Origin of the sequence: Alkalibacter saccharofermentans DSM 14828 (assembly GCF_900128885.1) — a bacterium.
GTDB lineage: Bacteria > Bacillota > Clostridia > Eubacteriales > Alkalibacteraceae > Alkalibacter > Alkalibacter saccharofermentans.
This window is the reverse complement of record NZ_FQTU01000008.1, coordinates 81,541-106,226: the sequence shown is the minus strand read 5'-3', so window position 1 is coordinate 106,226 and position 24,686 is coordinate 81,541. Positions and strand designations below refer to the sequence as shown.

General features: G+C 42.8%; 20 protein-coding genes. 14 read left to right on the top strand and 6 right to left on the bottom strand.

The features are described from left to right. On the top strand, positions 1–4,786 hold a 4,786-nt coding region (locus BUB93_RS07040; RefSeq protein WP_200789449.1), incomplete at its 5' end, for a bacterial Ig-like domain-containing protein. Between the two features lie 181 nt (positions 4,787–4,967). Then, positions 4,968–6,377, top strand: a complete 1,410-nt coding sequence (locus tag BUB93_RS07035; protein ID WP_073270541.1) for a helix-turn-helix domain-containing protein — start codon at positions 4,968–4,970, stop codon at positions 6,375–6,377. A 112-nt stretch (positions 6,378–6,489) separates the two neighbouring features. On the opposite strand, the gene BUB93_RS07030 is transcribed toward BUB93_RS07035, so the two are convergent. Then, positions 6,490–7,140 (bottom strand): Crp/Fnr family transcriptional regulator, encoded by a 651-nt coding sequence (locus tag BUB93_RS07030; RefSeq protein WP_073270539.1) that lies wholly within the window; start codon positions 7,138–7,140, stop codon positions 6,490–6,492. An 84-nt stretch (positions 7,141–7,224) separates the two neighbouring features. Here BUB93_RS07030 and BUB93_RS07025 point away from each other — a divergent pair, with 84 nt between their 5' ends. From BUB93_RS07025 to BUB93_RS07015, 3 genes are all read left to right on the top strand, one after another. Further along, positions 7,225–7,707: a permease gene (locus BUB93_RS07025; protein WP_073270537.1), complete on the top strand. Its 483-nt coding sequence runs from the start codon at positions 7,225–7,227 to the stop codon at positions 7,705–7,707. Beyond that, the gene (locus BUB93_RS07020) at positions 7,704–8,447 is read left to right on the top strand and encodes a permease (RefSeq protein ID WP_073270535.1); all 744 of its coding nucleotides are present in this window, start codon (positions 7,704–7,706) and stop codon (positions 8,445–8,447) included. Before BUB93_RS07025 ends, BUB93_RS07020 begins: the two co-directional genes overlap by 4 nt. Before the next feature lie 69 nt (positions 8,448–8,516). Beyond that, positions 8,517–9,725, top strand: coding sequence for a LysM peptidoglycan-binding domain-containing protein (locus BUB93_RS07015; protein ID WP_073270533.1), 1,209 nt, complete (start codon positions 8,517–8,519; stop codon positions 9,723–9,725). A gap of 167 nt (positions 9,726–9,892) precedes the next feature. Here the strand turns inward: BUB93_RS07015 and BUB93_RS07010 are convergent, their stop codons facing one another. Beyond that, positions 9,893–10,234, bottom strand: coding sequence for a DUF6054 family protein (locus tag BUB93_RS07010; RefSeq protein WP_073270531.1), 342 nt, complete (start codon positions 10,232–10,234; stop codon positions 9,893–9,895). 89 nt (positions 10,235–10,323) lie between these two features. Then, positions 10,324–10,530, bottom strand: coding sequence for a heavy-metal-associated domain-containing protein (locus BUB93_RS07005; RefSeq protein ID WP_073270529.1), 207 nt, complete (start codon positions 10,528–10,530; stop codon positions 10,324–10,326). Positions 10,531–10,678: 148 nt separating this feature from the next. Between BUB93_RS07005 and BUB93_RS07000 the strand changes: the two genes are divergently transcribed. The 5 genes from BUB93_RS07000 to BUB93_RS06980 all read left to right on the top strand — a co-directional run bounded on the left by BUB93_RS07000 (position 10,679) and on the right by BUB93_RS06980 (position 16,384). Beyond that, positions 10,679–11,053, top strand: coding sequence for a metallopeptidase family protein (locus BUB93_RS07000; RefSeq protein WP_073270527.1), 375 nt, complete (start codon positions 10,679–10,681; stop codon positions 11,051–11,053). 173 nt (positions 11,054–11,226) lie between these two features. After that, the gene (locus BUB93_RS06995; protein WP_073270525.1) at positions 11,227–11,427 is read left to right on the top strand and encodes a cold-shock protein; all 201 of its coding nucleotides are present in this window, start codon (positions 11,227–11,229) and stop codon (positions 11,425–11,427) included. Between the two features lie 487 nt (positions 11,428–11,914). After that, positions 11,915–13,519, top strand: coding sequence for a gamma-glutamyltransferase family protein (locus tag BUB93_RS06990; RefSeq protein WP_084117070.1), 1,605 nt, complete (start codon positions 11,915–11,917; stop codon positions 13,517–13,519). Positions 13,520–13,524: 5 nt separating this feature from the next. After that, positions 13,525–15,687 (top strand): M20/M25/M40 family metallo-hydrolase, encoded by a 2,163-nt coding sequence (locus BUB93_RS06985; RefSeq protein WP_073270524.1) that lies wholly within the window; start codon positions 13,525–13,527, stop codon positions 15,685–15,687. Between the two features lie 82 nt (positions 15,688–15,769). After that, positions 15,770–16,384 carry a 50S ribosomal protein L25 gene (locus BUB93_RS06980; protein ID WP_073270522.1) on the top strand — a complete coding sequence of 205 codons (615 nt, stop codon included), beginning with the start codon at positions 15,770–15,772 and terminating at the stop codon, positions 16,382–16,384. A 68-nt stretch (positions 16,385–16,452) separates the two neighbouring features. Here BUB93_RS06980 and BUB93_RS06975 read toward each other — a convergent pair whose 3' ends face one another. The 3 genes from BUB93_RS06975 to BUB93_RS06965 all read right to left on the bottom strand — a co-directional run bounded on the left by BUB93_RS06975 (position 16,453) and on the right by BUB93_RS06965 (position 19,861). Then, positions 16,453–17,688 (bottom strand): MFS transporter, encoded by a 1,236-nt coding sequence (locus BUB93_RS06975; protein WP_073270520.1) that lies wholly within the window; start codon positions 17,686–17,688, stop codon positions 16,453–16,455. A 155-nt stretch (positions 17,689–17,843) separates the two neighbouring features. Continuing rightward, a complete protein-coding gene (gene hydE, locus BUB93_RS06970; RefSeq protein WP_073270517.1) occupies positions 17,844–18,890 on the bottom strand; it encodes a [FeFe] hydrogenase H-cluster radical SAM maturase HydE in 1,047 nt (348 codons plus the stop codon). A 299-nt stretch (positions 18,891–19,189) separates the two neighbouring features. Next, positions 19,190–19,861, bottom strand: coding sequence for a YczE/YyaS/YitT family protein (locus BUB93_RS06965; protein ID WP_073270515.1), 672 nt, complete (start codon positions 19,859–19,861; stop codon positions 19,190–19,192). A 470-nt stretch (positions 19,862–20,331) separates the two neighbouring features. On the opposite strand from BUB93_RS06965, the gene BUB93_RS06960 reads away from it, so the two are divergent. From BUB93_RS06960 to BUB93_RS06945, 4 genes are read left to right on the top strand one after another with little or no spacing between them, the layout of a single operon-like run. Further along, positions 20,332–21,309: a sugar-binding transcriptional regulator gene (locus BUB93_RS06960; RefSeq protein WP_073270513.1), complete on the top strand. Its 978-nt coding sequence runs from the start codon at positions 20,332–20,334 to the stop codon at positions 21,307–21,309. A gap of 24 nt (positions 21,310–21,333) precedes the next feature. Further along, complete coding sequence (locus BUB93_RS06955; RefSeq protein ID WP_073270510.1) at positions 21,334–22,293, top strand: thiamine pyrophosphate-dependent dehydrogenase E1 component subunit alpha; 960 nt, start codon at positions 21,334–21,336, stop codon at positions 22,291–22,293. A 31-nt stretch (positions 22,294–22,324) separates the two neighbouring features. Further along, complete coding sequence (locus BUB93_RS06950; protein WP_200789460.1) at positions 22,325–23,311, top strand: pyruvate dehydrogenase complex E1 component subunit beta; 987 nt, start codon at positions 22,325–22,327, stop codon at positions 23,309–23,311. Between the two features lie 16 nt (positions 23,312–23,327). After that, positions 23,328–24,677 carry a dihydrolipoamide acetyltransferase family protein gene (locus BUB93_RS06945; protein WP_073270506.1) on the top strand — a complete coding sequence of 450 codons (1,350 nt, stop codon included), beginning with the start codon at positions 23,328–23,330 and terminating at the stop codon, positions 24,675–24,677. Positions 24,678–24,686 lie beyond the last annotated feature (9 nt).

Sequence of the window (24,686 nt, the reverse complement as noted above, 5' to 3'; positions counted from 1 at the left end):
TAACAGCGCCATAGATATAAACGGCAAGACCGTTAAGGTAGATGGGGATTATGTCCAGACAAGCGGCGAGGTTATCTTAAATGGAGGAAGCCTCGAAGTAGCAGGGGACATGAGAGTATCCGGTAATTACTTTACCATGACTGATCCTGATGATTACCTCTTGGTAAATGGCGACTTTTTAATAAACACCTACTACTCCCACGTGGACAGGCTGACAGATGGGGTGATGGAGTTTAAGGGCAATTTCACCCAAAGAAGAGTAACTCACGGGAATCACACAAACTTCCACGCAACGGGAAACCACCTGGTGGTATTCTCCGGTGATGGAGACCAAGTCGTAGATATGGCAAGCAGCTTGGTTACACAAAGCAGGTTTAAAAATATTATGATTAATACCGGTGGAGCAGTCGATTTTGGGACCAGAGCTCAGTTTACTGGCGAAATAGAATTTAAGACTGTAAATTACCTTGGAGATATCTCGCCGGCAGAGGAAGCCAGAGTTAAGGGAAATATTTGGCCCGGGAAGCTTTCTGTTCATCAAGACTGGCTGGTTACACAAGATATCATTACGGATTCATTTGAGTTAAAAGGCGGAGAGACTGATATAAACGCCTTGAAGCTGAGGGTATTGGAAGATGGTAGAATATCAAACGGTACCCTAAACGCAAACCAAGGTGAATTAATCGTAGACGGGGAAATGGATCAGACTCAGGGTGAATTAAGAGTTGGAAAAGGGAGTGTCAACATTTTTGGGAACTACTCTATCTTTGACGGATACCTAACAATGACAGATCCTGAGGGCTACCTCCTTGTAAGGGGAGATTTTACAATGAGGTCTTACTACAATCATTCAACCAGGATAGTTGATGGAGTCATGGAAATCAAAGGAGACTTTGCCCAGCACAGAAACAGCAGCTGGGGGGCAAGTAACAGCAATTTCAAGGCGACTGATAATCATAAGATCATATTTTCTGGAGAGAGCGCTCAAAACGTAAGCTTTTCACATCCTAATTCTACCAGCCAGTCAAGCTTTGCTAACTTAGAGATAAAGAATTCAGAAGGGGTGGATTTTGTAACAAGAAGTCCTTTCACAGGGAATCTAGATCACATGGATGGGACTTTTTCAGGAAATATCACACCGGCGCAGCAGGCTACTGTTCAAGAGGGTGTATGGCCAGGAAATCTGATTGTCTACGAGCAGTGGGAAATGCAGGATGACTTATCGGTTAAAGGGCATCTTAATGCGACTTCGGGAACCATAGAAGTAAACGGACGAGAATTGACGGTAGAGAATAATACATTAATAAGCGGGGGGCGCATCGACGTCAACGGAGGATCATTGGTAACTATAAATGATCTTAACATGACCAGTGGATATTTAACGATCAATACAGGAGATGCACTGATAGGCGGAGATTTGACTCAAAGCAGCAACAATATATCCTATATAGATGTCTCCGGCGGAAGGCTGGAGATTAAAGGTGACTACAATAACCTTCAAGATGGATTCTTGTATATGAAAGACCCGAATGATTATGTTAAGATACACGGAGATTTCAACATGAATAGCAGAAGAAGTCATTCGGGACATCTTACAGACGGAGTGCTTGAAGTGAAAGGGGATTTCGCACAAAGAAGATATGGCGGTTATGGACCTGTAAGCGACAACTTTAAGGCAACTGAAAATCACAAGGTGTTGCTATCGGGAGAAGGGATACAACAAGTCTCTTTTACCAATTCATCCGGAGCCGTTTCTTCGTTTGCGAATTTAGAAATCGACAATGGAGAAAAGGTTGTATTCACAACCGGAGCAGTGGCCACTAAGCAAATTGATTTTATATCCGATGATATAGAAGGAGCATTGTCACCTTCAGGAATGGCAGTGGTGACAGGAGGTCTTTGGCCGAGGGATCTTATACTTAGCGACAGTTGGAGGATGCCTCATGATCTACATATCAATGGAGATCTGAAATTGGCAAACGGAACTCTATATGTTAATGGAAAGGATATAAGTTTTGCAATAGAAAAAGGAAACATGTCCGTAGAGGGAGGAAATCTAGACCTTCAGGACAGCAATCTTGAAGTGCCTTTAGATATTGCTATCACTAGGGGTACCCTTGGCTTAAATGGCGGCAAATTATCGGTAAATGGCGACTTGTCCCACGGAGGCGGAGCCTATTGGTCTTATGTAGAGCTAGATGGGGGCCAACTTGAAGTTGCAGGATCCTACAGCATGCAAAGCGAATCCCTTCTTCGCATGGATGATCCCGAAGACCATATAATCATACACGGAGATTTTATGACCGACAGTCGAGGAAACCATACAGGTCGCCTAACAGACGGAGTGATTGAATTAAAAGGAAGCTTCACCCAGAGAAGGCACGGAGGGTACGCTCCGACCAGCAACAATTTCAGAAGCACCGATAGCCATAAGGTTATTTTTTCAGGCAATAGCGTCCAGGAAATCTACTTTGGAAATCCAGGAACGAATCTGTCCCATTTTGCAGATGTGGAGTTTAACAATCCCTTGGGCGTAGAGCTAAAGTCTAGGGTATGCGTGACCGAAGAGATTACATTAAATAAAACTGAAGTCATTAATCCTTCAAATCTCTACCTGGCATTAAACGGACGGATTTCGGGAAATGAGTGGCCATTTGATTTTTATGTTTACGAAAACTTGAAGCTGCAGGACAACATGGTGGTTTATGGCAAAGTGCATAAAATATCAGGGGAGATAGACTATGACGGTTATAAAATCTTATCTGTAGAGGAAGTTGATGCAAGCAGCGTAAATATCGGAGAAACTCTTGAAAAGTCAAGACTTACCGGGATTTTCAAGGACCCGGAAACTGATGAAGCAGTAGAAGGAGAGCTTTCTTGGGTCGAACCGGAGACGATGGTAGACAGCATTTATCAGAGCCACAGTTGGATATTCAGGCCAAGTTCTGATGATTACATGGAGGCTTCTGGAAATGTGGGTATCCAAGGGCATCCGGTGATGACGGGAATTAAGATAACGAGTGAACCTGACAAGAGGGTTTATGATGCCACTGAGGACTTTGACATAACCGGATTAAAGGTTTATAGCGTATGGAATTACGGAGATGACCAACAGCTGGATTTAAGCGATCTGACAATAACGGGATTTGACAGTAGCCTGCCGACAGAGAAACAAAGGGTTTTGGTAAGCTACATGGGTTATTCGGAAAGCTTCGATGTGGAAATAAGAGCAATTGAAGTTGAGGCCGTCGATGTGGAGGCTGAAAGCGCAAACATCGGAACGACGCTAGAAAGCGCAGTTCTCAGCGGAGAGTTTTTGGACAGCAAGACAAAAGAACCAATCGAAGGAATATTAGAATGGGTCGATGAAAGCCTCCAGGTGACGAAGCTCAGTGAGGAATTTGAGTGGAGATTCATACCTGAAGAGCCTAAATACACACTGGTAACAGGATACATGCAGGTAATAGGAAATCCTGTGCTGACAGGTATAGAAATAGCAAGGCTCCCAGATAAACTGGAATATGAAATAGGTGAAGAAATCGACTTAGATGGATTGCTGGTGCAAAGCAGATGGAATTACGGCAGCAGCAGAAACATCTCGAACTCCTTGCTTTCAGTAAGTGGATTTGACAGCACTGAAGCAACTGAGAGACAATCTATCACATTGGGGTACGATGGATTTGAAGCGTCCTTTGGTATAAAGGTCAATCCTCCTGTAGAGGTAATTGCCGTTTCCATAGAGGATGGAGAAAGCCAGGAATTAATAACACAAGTAATTATAGACAGACAAGAAACTCTAAATGGAGAGCTGCAGGATAAGATAATTATCGGCGAGGAAGCCGCTAAAGAAATCATCGAGCACCTAAAGGCCAGCAGCGGGGACACTGCAAGAGTAAGATTCCCTGTAGGAGACGAAAAGGTGACCATGCAGACTATAGAAATCCCATCAGAAACCTTGGCAGAGCTTAAAGGAAAAGGAATAAACCTTGAAATTGATTCCGACTGGGGCAATATAATTATCCCGAAGGAAAGCCTGGATGAAGTTGACGGCAGTGAGGTTCTTTACTTCAGACTGGTTCCCATAAAATCAGTCGATGAATTGAAAGAAATAGATGAAACGACTCAAAATCAGGACATAATAAAAGAAGTTGCAGGAGATGGGAAAATCCAAAGATTTGCTCTTTCGATGAGAATAGAGTCCAACATGGCTGGGCACAAAGTCAAGATAACCTTGCCCCTGGATTTAAGATTGCTACCTAATGACAATGAACAAAGGGCAAACTTATTAGATGACCTTTGGGTATATGTGGAGCATAGCGATGGAGACAGGGAATTAATAAAACCCTCGGTTAATACTGGTTTTAGAGAAGGGTTTGTAGGGATGACTTTTGAAGTGGAGAAGTTCAGCAGGTTTACGCTTCTGCGAATAAACCAAGTAGATATTGCTAAGCCTATAGAACCAGTTGAAGATGAACAAGACTTTGAACAAGAGCCAGAGGAGCAAAGGGAAGAAGTCAGAAAGGCCAATAATGAAGAAGCTGACAACCAACAGTCGATGGGCGAAGGAACCAACACAGAGGAAGCAATCTTTGTAGAAAGAGAAGAAGACATCTCAAAAGAGACCGAAGATGAAACCCTGGAAGAGACAATTGAGGCTGATGGTACCATATCTGAAGATATAGAAGAAGCGAAAGAAAGAAAAGAAGAAAGAGGGATATGGAAGTACGCGATAATCGCCTTAGCTTTAGCTGTTATTGCAGGCATGGCAGTCAAAAAGAAAAAATGATATGAAGGACGAAAGGCATCTCTTTAAACAAAAAAGAGATGCCTTTTATTTTTGTACAGGTTAGATATTCATAAATACAGGATTATTATGTGATTATCTCAAAAACTATGATATACTAATGAATAAATTTTCTGAATATTTATGCAGAACGATTATATGTTTTATAAAGGAGTAATTTTTTATGGGTAATTTCTCAGCAAAAAGCTTGACTGTAGGGTGTTTTTCATTGTTTTCTAGTTGGCTTTTGGCAGTTGTTTTTAAGGGACCGATAATGTACGGGCTGATTGAGGGTGCTGGTGTGGATATTTTGAGTTATCCTTACTATGCAGTGGCATTGCATGCAGCAGGATTGATAAGCTCAGGATTTGTTATATCTTCTGTTGCAGAAGCAAAGAAAATTTTAAGTTCGGTAGTCGCGCTATGTTTTGTCGGAAGCCTCGTATTTTTGTTACCTTATACGATTCTATGGGAGATTTCTATAATAGCGATGTCATTTGCATCCGGAATTTTTATTGGAGGCTGGGCTTTTTTCCTAAAGCACTATATAAAAAAAGAAAATGCTTTTGAAGCGATCGCAATGGTTTTGATATGCTCTAACGCAGGTTTTATGATATTGAGCATTTTAACGGTCCATACAAATGGAAGGGCAGGCTTGTTGGGATCTCTTTTGTTTTTGGCAGCCTCATTTATTTTAGGATCAAAAGCGAAAAAAATAGAGCCTGATTTATCTAATGCTGATGAAGGCAGCGATTCTGATAAAAATATGAAGCCTGCATATTGTCTGGCTTTGTTCATATTTATGATCACTTTGAACTCCGGGTTCATGTACGAAGTGGTCGCCCCTGAGTTTGGGCATTTAACAAAAATTGCTAGCTATTATTTTGTATTGCCATATATGCTTGCTGTTTTCTTTATATTTAAGTTTCCCAAGGGCCGGTTGAGGAGTTATGCCTTATATATTGGTTTAAGCCTGCTTGGGATATCCTATGTATTGTTTTTGATATTGGACCGATCAATAATGAGTTATCTTGGAATAAATGGCCTGATGATAGGAGCTTTAGGCATTTTTGATATCTTTTGGTGGAGCGTTTTAGCGGGTCTCTTCAAATATTATAAAAATCCTGCGAAGGTCTTTGGCCTTGGACTGGGAATCAATGTCATAGGAATCTCTGCAGGCTCCATGTTTACGGGATTTTTAAGTGGAATATACGATGTGGCAGCTGTGACCATGGTGGCGTTTATAGTCGTGTTCGTAGTATTGATGCTGTTGCCGGTTTTAAATGAACAGCTGACAAAGGTCATGGGATACCATGTGTTTTTATACTCTGGTACCGTGGGCGTGGCATCTAGGGGAAACACTGGAATGCAGGAAGAATTGATTCACAATAGTTCGTTGGCAGAATTTACTGACAGAGAGAAAGAAATAGCGGCTCTTTTAGTTAAAGGGTATACTTATAAAGTGATAGCAGCAGAGCTGTACGTCAGTGAAAACACTATTAAATACCATGTAAAAAATCTTTACAGCAAATCTGAGGTCAAGAACAAGATGGATTTTATAAAAAAATACAGAAATGATTTTGTAGCAGGATAAGAGAAGCTCCGGTACCTAAACCGGAGCTTTATACGTTTGATTTTTGTTTCACTAGTTTAATACCCGGTTGTTGAGCGGGCAAACGAAAGCCAAGGCTGCAGGCAACTGGCGATTAACTCAACAGTGTTATGGATTTTCCGTCAAAGGTAATCAGCCCTTCCTTTCTCATCTTCCCGAGTTCTCGGGACAGGGAGGTGCGCTCGACTCCTATTCTCTCAGCCAGTGCCTTCTTTGTCATGTCCAGCTGGATTACCGTGCTTTTTTGTCTCTTAGATTCGTATTCAAGATAAGCCATTATGCTTTCCCGTATGCTTTTTTTTATAAAGTGTTTGATTTTATTACCTAGAATTGCTGCATTGTCAGAAATGAACTCCAGGTATGTCAGAAGGAATTCGGGATTTTCCGACAATATTTGAAAGAGCGTATTTTTATCCATGGACAAAATGCTTGAAGGTGTCTTGGCTGTAATAGTCATGGGATAGAAAGGCTGTTTGGAAAAAAGCAGGTTGCCTCCCAAGATGTCGTCTCTGTGAAATTCTGATATAGTCAGAAGATTCCCCGACAAGTCAATTCTTTCAACTACGATCTTCCCCGAAAGTATTATATCTAAACTGGTGCATTCTTCTCCATCTATATGGAGCAAGGCCCCTGCTGAATAGTTCTCAACTTTGAAGCCTCCTTTAATAAGCTGATTATATATTTCAGACTCCGGAAGGGAAGATGCTAGGACGGTGTTTTTTATTGAATCGATATATTTTTTCAACAGAGCCTCCTTGTGTTACCTTGGTAACTACTTATTCTTGATTATAATGATATCCTGTTAAAAAATCAATATTAGGAGGACGGTATGGATATTTTCACAAAAATATTTTGGGTGATAGCATTAGTTCTGTTTGCTTCGTCTCTAAAGAAAGACAGGCAAAAGACCTTTGAAGCCATGAAAAAATCTAAGGGCATGATGAAAAATATGATAGGCGAGATAATCGGAGTCATATTTTTGATTGGTTTTATACTTACGATGGTTCCCCCGGAGAGCATCAAAGATTTTTTGGGATCTTCAAATGTATTGTTTTCTACGATAGGGTCTGCAATCGTTGGGAGCATCACGTTGATACCCGCATTCGTGGCATTTCCCCTTGTTGGCTCTTTGGTTGATGCAGGTGCAAGCGTGGTGCCGGCAGTAGCATTTTTGACAACCTTGACTATGGTGGGCTTAGTGACGTTCTCGTTGGAGAAAAAAGAATTTGGCCTTAAGTTTACATTTTTAAGAAATAGTTTAAGCTTTGTATTTGCTGTGTCCATCGCGCTGTTGATGGGGGTGGTGTTATGAAGATTCTTATCTTGGTGAAGGGCAATAAGCTCCTTTTTGCAGTAGTTCTATTATATATGGGGATGTTTGCTGTTTCTCCCGACAAAGCCTTTATATCGGTTAATAACAGTGTCTACTATCTCATCGAGATGTTCCAGGTCTTACCTGTCATATTTCTATTTACCGTGGTATTAGAGGCTCTGGTTCCTAAAAAAATAATCATGGAGAGCTTTGGTGAAGATTCAGGCTGGAAAGGGAAAATCTATTCCCTGGTTTTGGGCAGCATTTCTGCAGGACCCATATATGCGGCGTTTCCCGTCTGTAAAACATTGTTGGGAAAAGGAGCGAGCATTACAAATATCGTAATCGTGTTAAGCTCTTGGGCTGTTATTAAAATTCCCATGCTAGCCAATGAGGTGAAGTTTTTAGGAATTGAGTTTATGGCAGCAAGGTGGGTACTCACAGTGGGGGCAATACTTATAATGGCGCAGATTATGTCAAAGGCTGTTAAAAGAAAGGATTTGCCTGCAGATAAAAACTTCCAGGAAACAGGTGTGTTTAAAATCAAGGAGGATTACTGCTTAGGCTGCGGCGTATGTGTTAAGATGCTTCCGGAGTACTACGAAATTTTCGACGATAAGGCAAGGGTTATGATCGAGGAAATTAATCAGAACGATCTGGAAAGGGTATTGAAATCTGTAGAGGATTGTCCAACTATGGCAATCGAGTATGAACCGGAGATTGGATATGAAACAGGTTGACTTATCGGTTTTTTGGGTATATATAGTAGGCAGAGATAAATATTAATCTGCTACGCGAGGTGAAAAGATATGTACCTTAAAACAAAGTTGCTCAAGATCATTTCCTTTGCGGCAGTCCTTTTGTTGTTGGCTTCGGCTCCGGTTTTTTCAGCTGATTCCCAGCTGATTACAAAAGGCAGCACCACCGAAAAACTCGTGGCACTTACATTTGACGACGGAGATGACGGAAAAAACATAAATCCGATACTTGACATCCTTGCAAAAAACAATATCAAGGCAACTTTCTTTGTAACAGGCAGAGCTGCAGAACATCACCCGGATCTTATCAAAAAAATTGACCAGCAAGGTCACATAATAGGCAACCATTCATATTCACACCCTGATTTTACTAAAATAACGGCAGCCAAGATGACAGAAGAGCTTTCAAAGGTTGACAATCTAATCAAAAACATAACAGGCAAGAGCACTAAGCCATATTTCAGGCCTCCGTTTGGTGCTTACAATGCTTCAGTTTTGAAAGCGGTAGGAGCGGCAGGATATACAAAAACAATCTATTGGACAATTGATACCATAGACTGGCGGGGTGATTCCGTGACCGATATAACAAACAGAGTGCGCAACAATATAAAACCGGGAGCGATAGTTTTGATGCATACCGGATCAGGTGCTAAAAACACTGTCGCAGCACTTCCCGGAATCATCAGCAACTTGAAATCCCAAGGATACAAGTTCGTGACGTTAAATCAGCTTTTGGGTACAACGCAGCAGACAACCTACGTAGTTAAAGCTGGGGACACTTTGTATGGGATAGCAAGAAGGTATGGAGTAACTGTAACCCAGATAGCAAATGCAAACAACATAACTAATATAAATCTCATAAGAGTAGGACAGGTGCTTATAATTCCAGGGACTGGAACTGCACCTCAACCGACGCCACAGCCGGGAACCCAGGTTAGATACACAGTAAAAGCCGGGGATACACTATCAGCAATTGCCAGAAGGTATGGAGTGACGGTGACTCAATTGGCAAATGCAAACAACATAACTAATGTAAATCTCATAAGAGTAGGGCAGGTGCTTATAATTCCGGGTACCGGAACTGCACCTCAACCGACGCCACAGCCGGGAACCCAGGTTAGATACACTGTAAAAGCCGGGGATACCCTATCTGCAATCGCAGGACGATATGGAGTGACCGTGACCCGAATAGCTGCAGCAAATAACATAAAAAACGTAAACCTGATATATGTAAATCAGGTATTGGTTATCCCACAATAAGAAATAGGGGAACATCTTACCTCAAGGGTGTTCCCTTTTAGATTTTACCTGCTTATCTTAATCACCACATCCCTTAAACACTTATTCAAAACCGTTTGCCTCACCACATGCTCCAGGCTTTACAAATGCCGTTGCCATGGCAACAACTCCTCAAGAAAAGTAGTGGGCTATCTGAAGCCGAATTTTTTAAGGGATTTTTCAACTTCTGCTACAAAATCTTCTTCAGCGCCCCAAGAAAACCTGAAAAACGCTCCTTGCCCTCCGCCTGCACCTATAGCGTCCACACAGACATTTTTATTATCTCCGATGACGCTAACCGTAAGGCTCGCTCTGTTGGAGGAGCGCATATAATATTTTTCGAACACCATGATGCATATGGACGTTTGTCCAACTGTTCTGTTTATCGTGTCCACAAGCTCGCAACTTACCCCGCTGTTTAAGATATCGTTGGACAAGGCGTTTGAAACGCTTTCCACGTCTCCGGGACCATACATGGAGAGACTAGCCATTTTAAAACCTCCTTTTTCTTTTAGATGAACAACCTATGTATAATTTTACCACAATTTGAATGTATGTTCAAAGGGAGGCTTTATAGGCGCTATAAAACGGTGTAGCCACTATCTTGGATGGTATCGCTGATTGCTTCTGGATTTAGCCTGGTTTCATCGTAATCGACTGAGACGTTTTTGTCTTCAAGACTGACGACGACGCTTATGACTCCTTCCAAGGAAGATAAGGCCTTCTCTATCGTGCTGACACAATGGGAACAGCTCATTCCACGTACGTTCAACAGTAAATTTTTCATTCATCATTCCTCCTCGTTTTGCTGGTATTATAAGTATCTATATACCCACTTTTAGATAGGGCAACAGATTTTCGATATGAATTTTAGCTTTTTAGAAGTTTTTTGGTGTATAATTCTAGTATAAAGAAGAAATCAGGAGAGATATGTGATGATATCAATAGATGAAATGGAAGACATGCTTAATGAAATCGTCGAAAGATTTCCAGAGGGACTTTTTAAAGACTTGAATGGAGGAATACTTCTTCTGCCTCAGAAAAAAGAAAATGAGCAATCCTTGGATCGTGACCTTTTCATACTGGGTGAGTATCATAGAGGTGGCCCTATGGGAAGGTATATAACGATTTATTACGGATCTTTTATGAAGGTTTATGGCAATATGTCAAGGTCGGGAATTAAAAAGAGACTTAAGGACACCTTAAAGCACGAGTTTGTCCACCATCTGGAATCCTTGGCAGGAGAGCGAGATCTTGAGATTGAAGACAGAGAATTTATGGAAAAATATTTTGAAGGTAAAAGAAAATAAAAAATTTGACAACAGAGTTTATACATGTTATGATAAGCAAGTACTTAAATTTTACCAAATAGTATTAACATCAATTACTGTTAAATAGCGCTTTCATGAGTGTTATCCTAATTAAATTGTTTGTTATCTGTTTTGAGATGATTTAGGAAAATAATATTAGGAGGTACACACATATGAGTGGTACAGTAAAATGGTTTAATGCAGACAAAGGATTTGGTTTTATTACAGGAGATAACGGAAACGATGTTTTCGCACATTATTCTCAAATTCAATCTGACGGGTTTAAAACTTTGGAAGAAGGACAAGCGGTAACTTTCGACGTTGTTCAAGGACCAAAAGGACCTCAAGCAGAAAATATCATGGTTGTAAAATAATTCAATTAAAATATTTTGCCTTATGTCAATGACATAAGGTTTTTTTTGCGCGATAAGCTGAGAAACAGCAAAAAAACAGCCACCCAAATTATAAAGCTAGCTTTTAATGGTTTGGGTGGCTGTTTTTTTATTGGGCGAAGCCCGCGAGCTCAGACGCCGAAGGAGTAGCAGGTGCCTTTGGCACCGTCTAAGCCGCTGAAGCGGCTGTTTGTTGTACGGCTGCGCCGTACGGGAAACGGTTGTCAAGCAGTCGTTTAGTCGCTGAGGCGGTGTTCGGTGGGTCGGGAAATGGCTGCTGCGCAGTCGAGAAATGAGACTCCGTCTCGTGAAAAAGTTGTAAGCTTTAAGTAATTCAAAGGTTTTTCCTTTCCAACTTTCCAACTTTCAAACTTTCAAACTTTCCGCTTTCCCCTACCTACAATCCCTTGTTTTGTGTATAATGAAATTGAAATATTGACTTTGAATACAACTGAAAGAGGGGAAGTCCTTGAAAGAAGGCAAGATTGCAAAGAGTTTCTATGGAATGGTCTCGACGGCAAGTCCATATGCCACAGATGCGGGGGCATTGATGCTTGAAAAAGGGGGAAATGCAGTAGATGGGGCGGTTGCGGCAGCGTTTTGTCTTGGCGTGACGGAGCCACAGGCCTCGGGTCTGGGTGGGCAAAGCATGGCGCTATTGCATATCGGAAACAAAGAGAAAAAGACAGTAGCGATAGACGGATCATCTAGAGCTCCATATTCAATCGATCCTTGGGATTTGCCTAAAAAACCTTATAAAAAGGGCATCAGGGCTGCTACTATTCCATCTACGCCGGCGGCACTGGGATATATATTGGATAAATACGGCACCATGACTTTAGAAGAGGTCTTAAAGCCTTCGATAGAAGCTGCCGGAAAGGGTTATATTCTCTCAAGGCTTCAGAACATGCTGCTTGCAAGGGAAAATAAAAACATGACCGACGAATATGTAAGATCCTTTTTCTACAAGGGTAATGAGCCCATGGAAATAGGAAGCAGGATATATCAAAAAGATCTTTCCGTGACATTAAAATCAATGGCATATTCCGGGTGGGAAGACTTTTACCTTGGGAAAACAGCAGCTAAATTAATCGAGGATATGGAAAAAAGGGGAGGTTTCATAAGAAGAGAAGATTTGATGAGGATTCCGATTCCTCTGGAGAAAGAGCCTATTAAGGGCAGCTTTTGCGGATTTGAGCTTGAAACATTCCCACCGCCTGGGGCGGGGAGAGCGTTTTTTCAGATACTAAATACATTGGAGAAGTTTGGACCTGGAGTGGTAGAATTAAACTCGGAAACCTACTACCAGATTCTTGTGCTGGCGTTTCATGGGGCTTTGATGAACAGGGAGCAGTTTCTGGTGCATCCAGAGCTGTTTCACCAGACAGACAACAAATGGATGATCGAAAAAGAAAACGGAGAATATGTGGCAGAGCGAATAAAAGAGGCCTTGATGATGCCTAAAACCACAGGAGAAACCACACATTTAAGCGTAGCGGACAAGTTTGGCAATGCGGTGGGGATTACCCAGTCGATAGAAAAGGTGTACGGAGCAAAAACCATGGCATCCAATATGGGCTTTTTCTACAACAACTACATGAGTGCCTACAACTTAAAGGACGTGATGCATCCATATTATCTGCTCCCTGGAGCCAGGCCCTTTAGCAGCGTGGCACCTACTTTGGTTTACGATAAATCAGGAAAGGCCAAGATGATGATCGGAAGCCCCGGAAGCGAACGGATATCCACGGTTCTCAGCCAGATTCTATCGGGGATGCTGGCCTATGGAAAAGAAATTGAAGAAGCGATAAAATGGCCCCGAATTCACGGGGGAAGCGGAAAAAGGGTTTATATTGAGAGTGAATTGATAACTGAAAAATTAACCGGGATTTTCAATCAACTGGGATTTGAGATAGTCGACAAGGGTGAAAGGAGCTTTTACATGGGTTGCGTTCAGGCGGTCATGATGCCTGATGAATCGGGAGGCTTATTTACGGGAGCTGCGGATCCCAGGAGGGACGGAACCTGCAAAGGTCCAGAAAAACTTGAGTTGCCAAATAAGAAGGGAAGATAGATAAAATGAAAATAGCAATCATATATAACAGAGACAGCCAAGCGGTAATAAACTTGTTTGGAAGGCCCAATAGGGAAAAGTATGGACTGGGGACGATAGATATAATAAAAAAAGCATTGGAAGAAGGCGGTCATCAGGTCAAGACCTTCGAAGGCGATAAAAACATCATATCAGCCTTGGAGGATTTCATGCCATCGGTAATTTCCGGAGAGAGGCCGGGGCTTGTGTTCAACCTAAGCTACGGAATCCAGGGAAGAGCCCGCTATACTCATATACCAGGGATATTGGAGATGCTTGGAATTCCTTACGTGGGATCAAGTCCGGAAACCCATGCTGTCGCCTTGGATAAAGTGCTTACAAAGATGGTCCTTATGCAAAAGGGGCTTCCTACTCCTAAGTTTACGGTTTTGGACACTCCGGATTTTGATATGCCCTTGCAGGATGATCTAAAATACCCACTGATCGTAAAGCCGAAAGACGAGGCGGTATCCTTCGGGCTCAAGATAGTAAATAACGAAGAGGAGCTAAGAGAAGGGGTAAAGGTAATATACGACATGTTCAATTCACCAACGCTGGTGGAAGAGTATATCGATGGGAGAGAAGTGAACGTTGGATTGTTGGGAAACACGCCTGTAGAGGCTCTGCCTCCCGTGGAGATAGCTTTTTCCCAAGGGGAGAAGATATTCACTTACGAAGATAAAAAGGGCACCAGCGGCAGGACCCTTGAAAAGATCTGCCCGGCACCTATCGATGAGGAAACTACGAAAAAGGTGCAAAATCTTGCAATAGAAACATTTAGAGCTCTAGGCTGCTTTGACAGCGCAAGAGTTGATTTCAGGCTGGACAAGGACAACAATCCATATATTTTGGAGGTAAACTCCATGGCGAGCCTGGGCAAAAGCGGATCGTATGTTTTTGCAGCGGAGAAAATCGGCCTTGATTACAACAAGCTGGTTAATAAGCTAATCGAAATTGCAAGCCTGAGGTATTTCGGTCCGATGGCTGTAGAAGAAAATTCCTCGAGCCTGTATGCAGACCCAAAGATGATTTCGTTCTCCTATCTGACCCAACAAAGGGACAAAATGGAAGAAGAGCTTAAGGAATGGACCAACATTCCAAGCTGGACGGGAGATCCGGTGGGAATAGGTACTATGATAAAAAGACTGGAAAAGAGCTTTGAAGACCTTGAAATGACCAAAGCGTCGGATTTTACGAATAACCGATCCGCTTGGACCTGGGAGACGACACAAGGCTTCGAGGGCGGCACCTTGATGGTGGTGACGATCGATGTTCCTCATGAAGGCAAAGGGGGATACCCAATACCCTTCAGAAGGGAGCCAGAATGGCTCTACGGCGAAGGGATAGCATCTAGCAGAGCGGGAATAGCCTGTGTGATCCAGGCACTTAGCGCCCTTAAGATAGCGGGAAAAATCGAGGATAAAAAACTGGGAGTCTTCATTTATTCTGACGAAGGCAGGGGGATGCGATACTCCAGCCATATGCTTAGACTGGCATCAGCTAAGGCCAAAGAAGTAATAATCATGCAGCCTGGTTTCTTAAACGGCAAGGTAGTGGACCAACATCGGGGGAGCAGAAAGTACAGCATATTGGTAGAAGGTCCATTTCAACGAACAGGAGCCCATACTACCACTCCGGATGCCATGAGCTGGTTTTTGGCTAAAAGCGAAATCATCAGAAATATAAGCAGACCTAAGGAGATGATAAACATGGCGGTTCAGGAAGTGCATTCCGAGCGCTATAGCATCCTCCTTCCACACAGGGTAAGAGCCACTGTCTACTTATCATTTTTGGACAAGGATCTTGCTCAACAGGCTGAAGATGCCCTTTATTCGATGTTCGAGAATCCAAGCGAGGATGAGATAAGTGTCTACATACAAAAGCTTGAGGAAAGGCCCCCCTTGAATAAAAGTGAAAGAACAAGCCAAATGACCGAGAAGCTGAGAATTATCAGTGAAGAATGGAAGCTGCCCTTTGGAACAGAGTCAGGCCTTTTGCCTACGGCAGGGGGAGAAGTTCCGGAAAGCACAGATTTGATATGTGGTTTTGGTCCTGCCAGCAGGGACATGTTTACCCCCAATGAATGCATCCATAGGGGAGAGCTCTTGCAAAGGGCACTTCTTCTCACCATGTATCTTCTGGATGGATAAAGGGATAAATTGCCATTAGCTTTGTGATTTTCCCAATGTATGGTATAATAATGAGGAAATACTAACATACGGGAGGAAAATTATGAAGATTAGTTGCGTTAGCAGAGATCAAACTGGTACCGGGGTATCCAGGAAGTTAAGAAAACAGGATTTTATCCCAGGTGTTGTTTATGGAGGGGCAAAAAAGCCCGAAGCAATGGCCATAAGCCAAAAAGACATGCATAGCATCCTTAAGGAATTCGGGACGAATGCAATTTTAGACTTAGAAATGAATGGAAAATCATATCACGTCATGCTAAAGGAGATGCAAAGAGATCCGATTTTGGGTGACATTCTCCATGTGGATTTTCAGCAAGTCAGCAAGACCCAAAGAGTACAGGTGCAAGTGCCGATACATATACTGAATGCAGAAAATTTAAACAATGAAGGCGCACTGGTGCACCACTTGGATGAGCTTCATATCGAATGCTTGTCAGGGGACATTCCTAAGAGCGTATCTTTAGATGTGGAGAAGATGCAGGTAGGGGAAAACTATACCGTATCCGATATATTGGTAGATAAGGAAGTAGTGGTTCTTAACGATCCTGGTGAGTTGATAGTTTCGCTTTCAGCCTTTAATTTGACTGAAGAAGAGTCCAGTGAAGATGAAAGAACTGAGCCAATCGTTATTGGCGAGGAAGAAAAAACTGAAGAATAAACAACTGAAGAATAACAATAATAAAACCGGAGCAAAAAGCTTAAATGCCTTTTTCTCCGGTTTTTTTATTACTGCTCGCTGCTTTCAGACAAGGCCAGCAAGCGGTTTGTATACTTGTTGCCTGCGTATATTACTACTGAGAGAACCATCAACCCCACCGCCGAAAGCAGAAACCTGAAGCCGTCGATTCCGGGATTTAGTCTAACTGCCAAGGGGTTGATTATCAAAGGGGATGCGAACATTCCGATATTCATAAATCCGTTAGTCAAGGCTATTGCCGTTGCGCTCTTTACAGGGGATACTGCACTGGAAACGTTGAACATTGCAGTGGGTATCGTAGAAGAAAGGCCAAATCCTACCATTATGCCGGCCATAAATACAGACGGCAACGAGCCTATCGCGTAAACTAGGAGCATCCCAAGCCCTGTGGCGCAAACAGCCACCGGCATTATCATCGACTTTAAAAACCCTCTGATCCTTCCATAGAATATTCCTGTCAAGGCTCCGGTTCCTGTCATGACTGAGTTTACCATGCCTGCAGTAGATGCATCTCCAAGCCCGTTATCTCGTATGAATATGGAAATGTTGGTTTGAAATACGAACATCAATGATGCAAATGCGAACATGGCGATGCTGGTGAAAAATACCACTGAATTGAGCTTGCCGTCTCTCGGCTTTGAGGGATGCTCATCGTGAACGGGGCTGTCTCCGGGAAGGTTCTTGATTACTATGGCCATAACCGGCACTAATATAAGGTAGATGAGGTAGGAGTAGTTCCACTGAATTCCTGCCAAAAACCCGGAAACAAGGAGTATGACCATGCTGCCGCCGTTAACGAAAGCGGATTGAAGGCCCATAAGGGTGCTTCGTTCATTGCCGGAAAAATAATCTGCGATCAAGGCCATTGACATCGTAGAGTTTATGCCCTGAGCCACGCCGATCAAAAGGCTGGAGGCGTGAAGCACGTATATGCTGATAGTACCGAACAAAAGAGCCATGCTTCCACCGGCAAATGCGCTGATCAAGCCAAATATGACTAGATTCTTTTTTGATATCTTTGTAGTAATAGGTCCTGAAAGCAATGCGAAGGTCATCCCCATCAGAGCCGGCAGGGTCAGTACCATCTGTATGATAGATTGATCCACATGGGGATAATGGGCGGATATATCCGCTAAAATCGCAGATGCGGTCATCGAGATCATCAGCAGGGAAGACACGGCCAGTATGGCCAGCTTGATCTTGTTTTTATTTTCCATAGTATGGCTCCTTTGCGAAGTTATCGTGACCGTTGAAATACGAGACACAGGTTAAGCGTGCTTAAAAAATGCCAAAAAAAATAATGCTTATAGGAATATGAAAACATAAAAAAACAAAAAAGTCAATGTGTATGGAATGCAGGGCAGGTCTTTGGGATATAGTAAAGAAACCACTTGCGGATTCAATCCACGAGTGGTTTCTTTCAGATAATTGTTTTATGATGCCCTACTGACATGTCCACGCTCATCCCTGTAGACTCGATTCGCCCTTGGATGCATCCCCTGCAGTGGGATGCTTCGTCACCTGTGCAGATCTTGCCTTCATATAAGATGTACTTTTCTTTGTTTTCGGTAGGCGTGATATTAGGCATAACCACGTTTGCTCCGGCAAGAAGCCCCTTTTCCCTGCCTTTGGGATCGGCTGAGCCGAGAGCTGTCGTGGAAGGAAGCAGGGAATCAGGAAGTATAAGACGCGTCAAAGCCACCAGCAGCAAGGTTATGTCTATGCCCTTTCCCTCAGCATTTTTAAAGGGCGTATCTCCATGAGGGATAAAAGGACCTATTCCCACCATGTGTGGCCTGAATTCTTCAAGAAATACCAAGTCCCTAACATAATCCTCATTGGTCTGTCCGGGAAGCCCGGTCATGAACCCCGCACCCACTTGGAAGCCTATATCCTTTAGATTAAACAGGCAGTTCATCCTGTTCTTAAAGCTCATGCCTGGATGGAGCTTGTTATACAGAGTTTCATTTGCAGTCTCATGCCGCAACAGATACCTATCCACGCCGGCATCATAAAGCTTCTTGTACGACTCTCTGGAGCGTTCTCCTACTGATAGAGTGATGGCGCAATCGGGGATTTCTGTTTTGATTCTTTTAACAAGGCTTATGAGCCAATCGTCGGTAATGGTTGGGTCTTCTCCTCCTTGCAGGACGAATGTCCTGTAGCCAAGGGAACGGCCGGTCTTGCAGGATGAAACGATACTTTCTGTGTCTAGACGGTATCTATCGGCATTTGAGTTCGAATGTCGGATGCCGCAGTACATGCAGTCTCTTTCGCAGTAATTTGAAAACTCTACAAGTCCTCTCATAAAAACCTTTGAGCCGTAAGTTGCGTCTCTGGCATGTCTTGCCAGGGAAAATAGAAGATCCAGATCTGTTTTTTCAATGTTGTCTAAAATATATAGGTATTCTTCAGGGGCCAACCTGTTTTCTTTGCTTAACTTTTTTAATAAATCACTAACGTTCAATAGTATCACCTTTCTATAAATAACACAGTATAAATATCGAATTTATTATATATCCGTAAAAAGAAATTGTCAACAAAATAACGATAATAAAGTTGGTCAGTTGGAAAGGAAAAACCTTTTAATTACTTAAAGCTTACAACTTTTTTACGAGACGGAGTCTCATTTCCCGACTGCGCAGCAGTCATTTCTCGTAGGGCGAAGTCCTGCTTCCACAGGAGCAAAGCGACTAATGCGACCGTTTCCCGATTGCCCAACGACTGTTTGACCTGCATTTCCGCCTCACCTACTCACTACGACCCCTAATTAGCCGCGCTGCAATAAGCACTGAGAATTGGTGTGATTCGCTTTGAAAGGACGGAAATCACTTTGCCAAAAACTAAAGCGGAAATAAAAGTGCCTTCCCTGATCCCTATGAAGCCTACGCCAGAAAAAAGTATAAGAATGATGGTTGTCGCTATGCTGAAGTTGTCAAAATAGAGCTTTATCTTTCCAAACTCCCAACCACTTTTTTGGGCCAAGGCAGATACCAGGCCTTCCGGAGGTTGAAGAAGGAAATTCGGAGACATGTATACTATAATTCCCAAGGCCATTAGAAGCATGCTAAACAGGAAAAGAGCCATTCTAATAGCATAAAGCTCCGGGGATATGAAGTTGACCAAGTTGTTGGAGAAAGATAAGAAACCTCCAAAAACGGATGCAACGAACAATTGTAGCCAGTTGATGTGGTGGAACTCATCCCGCAATATTATAGCCTGAACGACAATGTAGATGGTAAACACCAGCGTTGTGGCCAGTCCGATATCAAAGCTCATTACCTGGCTAAGCACATATGGAAAGGATGTAGTGGGAGAAACGCCCAATCCGGCTTTGATTGAAAGAGCAATTCCGAGGGATAACAGAAACATCCCGAAAAAATATAAAAATAGCTTCCGGATAACAATAAGGGGGCTTGTCTTTAAAAAATGATTCATTATTATTTCACCTATTATTCTAAAATTTTAAATGCAATATGCTTATTATATGGTACTGCTTTATCTTCGCAGATTATCCTCAACCCTTAGAGGTTTCGGTCGTTGGCACCTGCTCATAGAATTTCTTTCTTTTTTTCTGCGCAAGCACAGAAAAACAAATCAATTCTGAAGAGGTTTCGGTCGTTGGCACCTGCTCATAGAATTTCTTTCTTTTTTTCTGCGCAAGCACAGAAAAATAAATCAATTCTGCGAGCCAATCTGCTAGTACGGATATTATATCATAAAATCGGCAAATTCCTTTCGAATTAAGGGTGAGAATAATTTTTTGAGTTAAATCGAGTTAATTGTCTTGAACTTAAAAAAGAATGATGATATTATTAAGTTGAACAAATACTCGTTTATTGAGCAAATTCTCATATTGAGGTTTTGTCAGTTGATTTGAGTAAAAATACCGCCAAGGTGGTGAAAAAATGTTAAAAGAAGAAAAGCGAAGACAGATGGTTAAAATCGCCAAGTATTACTACAACGAAAACATGACTCAGGAAGAAATCGCAGACAGACTGTCCATATCACGGCAAAAGGTGGGAAGGATGGTGCAAAAGCTTATACCTGAAGGAGTAGTCAAGATAACCATTGACGACACATATGACGATTACATCGATTTGGAGCAACAGCTGGAAAATAAATTTGGACTAAAGGAAGTCGTGGTGACATCCACTCAGGACTCGAACCATTTGACCATGGATGTGATAGGCAAAGCGGCAGCTGAGTATCTGGACAGGATATTAAAGCCAAAGACTATCTTGGGCATAGCCTGGGGCAGGACTCTTGCATATGCTTCACAACATATCGTCAGGGAAAGAAAAAACCTGGATTTATCCGTGGTGCAGCTGGCGGGAGGAGTATTTCCCTTTGGTCATTTTTTCGACGGTGAACTAAGCAAGCAGCTATCTAGGCAGTCAGGGGAGATAACTCGTGATATTTCCTTGAAGCTGGGAGCAAAGCCCTATTTAATGCACAATCCCTTGATGGTGGACAATGCAGAGACCAAGAAGATTTTGATGCAGGAGTCATCAGTCAAGAAAGTATTGGACAAGGCATCACAATGCGACATGGCAATGGTCAGCATAGCAAGCCTCGGAAAATCCGTGACACCCTTCAGAGAAGGGATGCTGGGAGATCAAGATCTGAAGTTTTTAAATGATAAAAGGGCAGTAGGCAATTTTCTCTTCCGATACTTTGATTCTGAAGGCAACATCATAGACGCTCCATTTTATGACAGGCTCATCTGTCCGGAGCTTGAAGATATGAGGAAAATCCCGATGAAGATCTGCGTATCAGGAACAAGAGAAAAGATCAATCCCATTTACGGCGGAATAAAAGCCGGACTGGTGGACGTATTGATAACCGATGCTGAAACGGCTAAGGCCTTAATAAAAAAAATGTAGAGAACAAACCAAGGAGGTAATGAAATGTCTTTATCAAAAGAAACACTTATGGAAATGTATTTAAGAATGAATCATGCAAGGATTTTTGAAGAAAAAGTCGCATATTTCTTTTCAAGAGGAATGGTGCATGGCACAACTCACCTTTCAGTAGGTCAAGAAGCTTCCGGAGTAGCCTCGTGCATGGCTCTAGAGGATGGAGATCTTGCGTCTTTGACTCACAGAGGACACTCTCAAGCTGTAGGATTCGGTTTGGACATAAACAAGATGATGGCTGAACTTTTGGGAAAAGAAACCGGTTACTGTAAAGGAAAAGGTGGATCCATGCACATTGCGGATATCCACAACGGAAATCTAGGAGCCAACGGCATAGTAGGTGGAGGCTACTGTATATCAGTAGGTGCGGCGCTTACTCAGCAGTATCAAAAAACAGGAAAGCTGGTTCTTTGCTTTGCAGGAGATGGTTCTGCAAACGAGGGCACTTTCCACGAAGCTCTTAACCTTGCATCTGTTTGGAAGCTTCCGGTAATTTTCTTTATCGAAAACAACCTTTACGGAATGTCAACGCCAATATCTAAGCACATGAACATAACGGATATCGCTGACAGGGCAAAAGCTTACGGAATACCGGGAATCATCGTAGACGGAAACGACCCTATAGAAATATACGAGACAGTTAGCAAGGCTGCCGAAGGAGTAAGAAGCGGAAAAGGCCCAGTGCTCATAGAGAGCAAAACGTACAGATGGTTGGGTCACTCAAAAAGTGATGCTCAGGCTTACAGGACAAAAGATGAGGTTCAGCAGTGGAAGGAAAAAGATCCTATAGCAAGGCTTAAGAAATTCATGTTGGAAAATAAAATTGCGACAGCGGAAGAAATCGAAGATGTTGAGAAACAGGCAAGAACAAACATGGAAAAAGCCGTTGAATTTGCAAGCGACAGCCCTGAACCGCCAGTTGAGTCGGTAACGGAAGACGTATACGCATAATATATTGAAAGGGAGGGTAAATATAATGGAAATGAAAGAAATGACATATAAAGACGCCATCAACCTTGCGATGAGCGAAGAAATGAGAAAAGATGAGAATGTAATTTTCTTAGGCGAAGATATCGGATTGTATGGAGGAGCATTTGGTGTATCTGTTGGAATGTTCGAAGAATTTGGCGAAGAGAGGGTTAAAGACACCCCGATATCTGAAGCTGTAATAACAGGCGCTGCGGCGGGTGCTGCGGCTACAGGCCTTAGGCCGATTTGCGAAATGATGTTCATGGACTTCATAACGATAGCGATGGATAACCTTGTAAATCAAGCAGCTAAAATGAGATACATGTTCGGAGGAAAAGCAAAGGTGCCAATGACTTTGAGACTTCCTGCGGGAAGCGGTACGGGAGCTGCCGCACAGCACTGTCAAAGCCTTGAAGCATGGTTGTGCCATGTACCGGGACTAAAAGTAGTGACTGCATCGACACCTGCGGAAGCAAAAGGGCTCTTGAAGGCCGCAATCAGAGACGACAACCCAGTATGCTTCGTAGAGCATAAGCTCCTTTATAAAATGAAAGGTGAAGTTCCGGTAGACGACGAATTTGTACTGCCTTTGGGACAATCTGATGTTAAAAAAGAAGGATCAGACGTAACTATAGTTACATACGGAACAATACTGCATAGAGTAATGGAAGCGGCAGAAGCAGTTGAAAAAGAGGGAATAAGCGTAGAGGTAGTAGATCCAAGGACGCTTTACCCTATGGATACTGAAACAATCGTGGAGTCAGTCAAAAAGACCGGTAGAGCGATAGTAGTTCATGAAGCGGCTAAGACCGGTGGCTTAGGTGGAGAAATAGCAGCAATGATTTCAGAGAGCGAAGCATTCGACTTCCTTGATGCACCTGTAATGAGGGTTGCAGGGCTTGATACTCCGATTCCATACAACAGAAACCTGGAAGCTGCAGTAGTGCCAAGCGTAGACTTGATCAAAGATGCGATCTACAAGGTTATGAATAGAAAGTGAGAAAGGAGTTGATATAATGGCAACCGAAATCATCATGCCTAAAGCAGGCATGGACATGGAGGAAGGCACCATCGTAAAGTGGCTTGTCTCCGAGGGAGATAAGGTAGACACCGGAGACCCCATACTTGAGATATTAACTGACAAGGTAAACATGGAAGTAGAAGCGGAAACACCGGGAACCATCCTTAAGATAGTGGCAAAAGAAGGAGACGTTCTTCCTGTATTTACAGTCATAGGATATATAGGGAAAGAAGGAGAGCAGCCGCCGGAAGGCGTAGCGCCTGAGGCTCCTGCAAAGGAAGAAAAACCTGCCGAAGAGGCAAAAGCAGCTCCTGAAAGGGAAGAGGCGGAGCAAAAGCAGGAGGAAGCGACCCAAGGTGGAAAGTTAAGAGCGACGCCTGCGGCTAGAAAAGCGGGCAGGGATAAAAAGATAGACCTTAAGCTCGTAAAAGGAAGCGGACCAAAAGGAAGGGTTCATCTTGCGGATGTTGAAAACTTCAAATCAATAAAGGCTACGCCTTTGGCTGCAAGGATTGCAGAAGTGGATAATATCGATTTGTCTGAAGTCAAGGGAACAGGGTTTGGAGGAAAGATCACTAAAGATGACCTTGCAGCAAAAGAAGCGCCAGTCAAGGAAGCTGCTTCTGTTAAGGAAGAAATGCCTGCACAAGCTAAGGAAAGAAAACTAATACCTATGGTAGGCATGAGAAAGATCATAGCAGAGCGGATGCTGGAAAGCGTGAAGAAGGCTGCAACAGTGGGCCTTGATATCGAAATAGACATGACCGCTGCCATCAAGCTTAGAAGTTCTCTTAAGGATAGGATACTAAAAGAAACAGAAAAGAAAATCACATATACCGACCTTATCATAATGGCTGTGACTAAGGCGTTGGTGAAATACCCAATCGTAAATTCCACGCTTACAGATGAAGGGATACTGCTTAATGACGATGTGAATATGGGTCTGGCAGTAGGACTTGACAACGGGTTGATGGTACCGGTAATAAAGGGAACCCATAGAATGTCGCTTACAGAAATAGTTGAAAAGAGAACGGATACGGTAACAAGAACCGTTAAAGGCAAAATAAAGCCTGATGAGCTTCAAGGAAGCACGTTTACCATAAGTAACCTTGGAATGTTTGAAACCGTTAAATTTACATCTATCATAAATCAGCCAAACAGCGCGATTCTAAGTGTAGGAGCTATACTTGAAAGAATGAGAGTCGTGGACGGGGAGCCGAAAGTCAGAAGCGTGATGAACATGACCCTTACAATGGATCACAGGATAATGGATGGGGTTGACGGAGCGAAGTTCCTTCAGTACCTGAAAGACCTGATGGAAGATCCAACCTTGATGCTGCTGTAGGGCAGTGGA